Annotated in this window: 4 protein-coding genes; 1 reads left to right on the top strand and 3 read right to left on the bottom strand. The window is 70.4% G+C overall.

Going from position 1 to position 5,438, the window contains the following annotated elements; translation table 11 throughout:
• Positions 1 to 1,249: streptophobe family protein (locus tag GTW43_RS37070; protein ID WP_161306355.1), on the bottom strand; the 1,249-nt coding region annotated here is incomplete at its 3' end.
• A 269-nt stretch (positions 1,250 to 1,518) separates the two neighbouring features.
• Between GTW43_RS37070 and GTW43_RS37065 the strand changes: the two genes are divergently transcribed.
• Entirely contained in the window at positions 1,519 to 4,089 is a 2,571-nt protein-coding gene (locus GTW43_RS37065; protein WP_161306354.1) for an ABC transporter ATP-binding protein/permease, read from the top strand.
• 126 nt (positions 4,090 to 4,215) lie between these two features.
• On the opposite strand, the gene GTW43_RS37060 is transcribed toward GTW43_RS37065, so the two are convergent.
• Positions 4,216 to 4,935, bottom strand: a complete 720-nt coding sequence (locus GTW43_RS37060; RefSeq protein ID WP_161306353.1) for a transglycosylase SLT domain-containing protein — start codon at positions 4,933 to 4,935, stop codon at positions 4,216 to 4,218.
• 306 nt (positions 4,936 to 5,241) lie between these two features.
• Positions 5,242 to 5,438 (bottom strand): S-adenosylmethionine:tRNA ribosyltransferase-isomerase (locus tag GTW43_RS37055; protein WP_161306352.1); only part of this gene is annotated, 197 nt, incomplete at its 5' end.

Raw genomic sequence — 5,438 nt, 5'->3', positions numbered from 1 at the left:
CCGCGCCGAAGGCGTCGAGGCCCAGCACCGACAGCGACGCCCCCGCCGAGAGGTCCGTGAGCCGGACGAGGAGGGGGAGCGCGAGCGCGGCCGGGACGCCGAGCCGCAGCGCGCAGTGACCCGCGAAGGCCGGTGCCCCGTGTCCTCGGCGCGGGGTGCGCACCGCCGTGAGGACGCCGGCGCACAGCATCATCAGGGCGGCCGCGACGGGCAGCAGCCAGACCCGTCCGTCGAGCGCGGCGAGGCGGCCCACGGTGACCGGCTCGTCCCCGGACATCCGCAGCAACTGCTCCAGCGGGTCGGGCAGCAGCCGTGCGAGCTCACCCGTCGCCGTACCGTCCCAGGGCACGAAGAGGCCGACGGGCACCCCGAGCCACACCCCGTTGGGCGCCCCGAGCAGCGCCGCGCCCGCGATCCGGCGCGCCGAGCCGTCCCCGAGCGAGGCCGACACTGCGGCGACGAGCCCGGCCGCCACCGCGAGCAGGAGCACCAGGACCAGCGACGACACCGCGGGCCGCACCAGCCGGTGCAGCGGGGCCAGCGCGCGCGGGAGCGGAGTGCGCCGCGACGCGAGCAGCGCAAGGACGAGCACCCCGGCGACGAAGACCGCGCCGCCCGCCAGCGTCGGCCCCGTCTGCACCGTGAAGCCGACCGAGGCCTTCGCGCCCGCGAGGTCGCCGAGCCGGTCGGGCAGCAGCCCGCCGACCCCGTCCGGCAGCCGGTCCCCGAGGTCCCCCGGCAGGCCCCCGTTGTCGGGAATGCCCCCAAGACCCGGCTTCGTGCCGTCAATCGTGATGAGGTCGTGACCCGCCCGGGCGAGGCCTCCCAGCAGCCCCAGGAAGAGCGCCGCCACGGTGCCCGCGCGGGCCGCCAGCTCCCCGGCACGGACCTCAACTTCCGCCGTACGCAGGGATCGCAGGAAGAACCAGCTGAGCAGCAGCGCCCCGGTGAGCCCGACGCCCAGCGGGGTCACCGAGACCGCCGTGCGGGCCTCGGCCCCGTCCAGTCCGAACGCCGAGACGTCGCCCGAGGGCGCCACCCGCCCGCCGACGCCGAGCGCCACCGCCGCGGCCGTCATCGGACCCAGTGACCCGGTCGCGTCCGCGCCCAGGAGGTGAAGTCCGAGCGCCGCCACGCCGACCATGCCGATGAAAGCCCAGCTCACCGCGGCGACGGCGGCGATCAGTGCCTCACCCGCGCGGGCGGCGCCCGATCGCCGTACGGCCCGGCCGGTCTCGGTCACGGACATCCAGGTCCCCCGATCCGTCCCGCAACATCCCGGATCTCCCGTTTGCTCATGATCCGTAGGCAGTTGTGGGCTCTTACCACTCTCGAGGGCCGTGTCGTCCGCGTCAACGGCGCGCGCACGGACGCCGCGCGAGCGTCTTCACCACCTCTGACGCAAGGCCCGACTTTCGGTCATGGGGGGCTTCCTGAAATAGTTCCTCACGATGTTCGACATCCCTAGACTCCCCATGACGGGGGCAAAAATCGGGGGACAACTCAGTGGGGCGTGGAGTGCCTGAACTCGTACTGGAATTGAACGGCAGGACCTGGACGCTCGATCCGTCCAGGCAGTACACCCTGGGTCGCGACCCGGGTGGTGACATCGCGCTCGACGACGCGCGGGTGTCCTGGCGGCACGCCACGATCAGCTGGGGCGGCCGCAGTTGGGTCATCGAGGACCACGGTTCGACCAACGGCACCTTCGTGCAGGGCCAGCGGATCCACCAGATGGAGATCGGGCCCGGCTCCTCGGTGCACCTCGGGAACGCGACCGACGGTCCGAAGGTGACCGTACGGGGCAGTGACCGGGCGGCCGCCGTGGCCTCGCCGCAGCAGCAGGCCCCGCAGCAGGCCCAGCAACAGGCCGCCCCGCAGCAGGCGGCGCCCCAGCAGGCGCCGCCGCAGCAGCATCCGCAGGCGGGTGCCGCCGGCTGGGCCCAGCAGCAGATGCCGCAGCAGATGCCGCAGCAGGCCCAGCAGCAGGTGCCCCAGCAGGGCTGGCAGCAGAAGCCGCCGGCCCAGCAGATGCCGCCGCAGCAGGGCGGACCGGGAGGTGCGCCGCCGGTCTACGGCGACCGCAGCCCCACCACGTTCCACCAGCTGGCCCTCGGCCGCGTCATGCGCATCGGCCGTGCGCTGGAGAACGAGCTGGTCGTCTCCGACCTCCAGGTCTCCCGCCACCACGCCGAGTTCCACGCGACCCCCGACGGCCGCATGGAGATCCGCGACCTCGGCTCGCACAACGGCACGTACGTCAACGGTCAGCCGATCACCAAGGGCGGCTCGCAGCTCCTCGGTCCGAACGACATCGTCGGCGTGGGTCACTCCACGTTCCGGATCGTCGGCGGGCAGCTCGAGGAGTTCGTCGACACCGGTGACGTCTCCTTCTCGGCGCGCCACCTCACGGTGACCGTCGACGGCGGCAAGCAGATCCTCAAGGACGTCTCCTTTGGCGTCCCCGAGAAGTCGCTGATCGCGGTCATCGGCCCGTCCGGATCCGGTAAGTCGACGCTCCTCAAGGCGCTCACGGGCTACCGCCCGGCCAACCAGGGCGACGTCCTCTACGACAACCGGAACCTGTACAAGCAGTTCGCCGAGCTGCGGCAGCGCATCGGTCTGGTCCCGCAGGACGACATCCTGCACAAGGAGCTGACCGTCAAGAAGGCCCTCAAGTACGCCGCCAAGCTCCGCTTCCCCGCCGACACCAGCGAGCAGGAGCGCGAGCAGCGGATCGACGAGGTGCTGCGCGAGCTCAAGCTGGACATCCACAAGGAGAAGAAGGTCACCTCCCTCTCCGGTGGCCAGCGCAAGCGCGTCTCCGTGGCACTCGAGCTGCTCACCAAGCCGTCGCTGATCTTCCTGGACGAGCCCACCTCGGGCCTCGACCCGGGCATGGACCGCGACGTCATGCAGCTGCTCCGCGGCCTGTCGGACGACGGCCGCACGGTCCTCGTCGTCACCCACTCCGTGGCCGAGCTCGCCCTGTGCGACAAGCTCCTGGTCATGGCGCCGGGCGGTTCGGTCGCGTACTTCGGCCCGCCGGAGGAGGCGCTCAACTTCTTCGGGTACGACACGTGGGCCGACGTCTTCTCGGCGTTCGAGAACTACCGCGACTACGACTGGGCGGGCCGCTGGAAGGGTTCGCAGCACTACCAGATGTACGCGGCCGACATCGACGCCGTCGCCCCGCAGTCCGTGCAGATGCCGCCGCCCGCGGCGGTCAAGCCGCCCAAGCCGCAGCCCTGGGGCGCGCAGCTGATCACGCTGATCCGCCGCTACGTGTCGGTGATCGCCTCCGACAAGGGCTTCATGGGCCTGATGGTGATCCTGCCCGCGGTCCTGGGCGTGGTCTCCGTGGTGATCCCGGCCGACTTCGGCCTGGCACCGCCCAAGCCGCCGTCCAAGTTCAACGGCGACGCGGGCACGATCATGCTGATCATCGCGGTGGGCATGTGCTTCTCCGCGGCGGCCAACTCGGTCCGTGAGCTGATCAAGGAACGGGTCATCTACGAGCGCGAACGGGCCACCGGCCTGTCCCGCTCCGCGTACCTGATGTCCAAGGTCATCGTCCTCGGCGTGATCACGGCCATCCAGGGCGTCATCATCTGCGCCATCGGCTTCATCCCGCGCGACCTTCCCACCGAGGGTCTCCTGATGCCGCCGGCCGTCGAGCTGTGCATCTCGATCATCGCGCTCGGCTTCACGTCGATGATGTTCGGCCTGGTCATCTCCTCGCTGGTGAAGACCTCCGAGAAGACGATGCCGCTGCTCGTCATGTTCGCGATCGTCCAGGTCGTCTTCACCGGCGTCCTGTTCCAGATCTACGGGTCGATCGGCCTCGAGCAGTTCGCCTGGCTGATGCCGTCCCGCTGGGCCATCGGCGCCTCCGGGGCCACCCTCGACCTGGCACACCTGATGCCGCCGTGGGACCCGAAGAACCCGACCGACCTCGACCCCCTGTGGGAGCACTCGGTCGGCCAGTGGGGCATCGACATCGCGGTCCTGCTCGCGCTCGGCATCGTCTGCGGCTTCGCCGTGGCGCGCCTGCTGCGCCGGCACGAGCCCGAGGTCATGCGCAAGTAGTCACGCGGTACGCACGACGGAGATGGGCGGCACCCTCGAGGGTGCCGCCCATCTCCGTCGTGGGGGTTCGGCGTGCGCCGGAGACCCGGAGGTCCCGTCAACGAGTCCCGGAACGCGCGAATCCGGTCAGTACGCGCTGTTCACGTTGTCGATCGAGCCGTACTTGTCGGCGGCGTAGTTCGCGGCGGCCGTGATGTTGGCGACCGGGTCGTAGATGTCCTTCGGGGTGCCGTTGACGTGGTACGCGTTGAAGGTCGGCGGGATGACCTGCAGCAGACCCTTCGAGGGGATGCCGTTGATCGCGTTGATGTCCCAGCCGTTGATGGCCTTCGGGTTGCCGGAGGACTCCCGCATGATGTTGCGGTGCAGGCCGTCGTACGAGCCCGGGATGCCCTTCGCCTTCATGATGCTCAGGGACTCCTTGATCCAGCCGTCCAGGTTGTTCGCGTAGACGGGCTTGCGGGCGGCGGAGCGGGACGCGGCCTCGCGGACGGCACGGTCCTTGCGCGCCTTGGCCTCGGCGTCCGCCTTGGCCTTCGCCTTGGCGGCGGCCTCCTTCTTCGCCTGCGCCTGCTGGCGGGCCTTCACCTTCTCGGCGGCGGCCTTGGCCTTCTCCGAGGCGTTGGCCTGCTGGCTGGTGACGCTGGCGTGCAGGTCCTTCACGCCGCCCTCGGTGAAGGCGACGGGCGCGGCGGCGGACGTGGCCGGCTCGGCCTGCGCCTGCGTGTCGTGGGCCGGGACCAGCGTGATCGCCAGGGCGGCGGCACCGAGCGAGGCGACGCCGGCGGCGGAGAGCTTGTGGGTCCGGGTCAGCTGACTATGGCCGAAGATGCGCTGCAGGGACATGAGACGGGGACCTCTCGGAGTTTGGGGGACGGGCGTCACGGGTAGCCGGTGCGGCTCGGCGCAACGTCGGCAATTGTTAGCGCCAGCAAAAATCCGTGGCAAAGGTGTGACGTACGAAGTCGCCTAGTGGTGCACAGAGCGCACAAAAAGGACTGGGAGCCAGTTTTCGGCTCCCAGTCCTTGCGATATCCCGGGACCAAAGTCCCATCTCGGTCCACTACGTGGCTTCGTACGTGACCTGGACCCTATGCGCGGCATCACACGGGCCCACCCTCGTTCTCACCGATCGTTGCCCCTGCAACGCTCTCAGTGAGCCCCCTCCTCCGGAAGGACCAGATGGACGTCCCCGAACTCGTGCCACAGGTAGCGCCCGCGCAGCGCCTCCTCGTACGTACGGCGCACGGCGGCCCGTCCCGCGACCGCCTCCAGCATCTGCAGATGGGACGCCTCCGGCTCGTGCAGCCCGGTCAGCAGCCCGTCCACCACCCGTACCCCGCGCTCCA

This window comes from Streptomyces sp. SID5785, assembly GCF_009870065.1.
Lineage (GTDB): Bacteria > Actinomycetota > Actinomycetes > Streptomycetales > Streptomycetaceae > Streptomyces.
The sequence above is the reverse complement of the archived record's forward strand: the minus strand, read 5'-3'. Positions and strand labels throughout refer to the sequence as shown.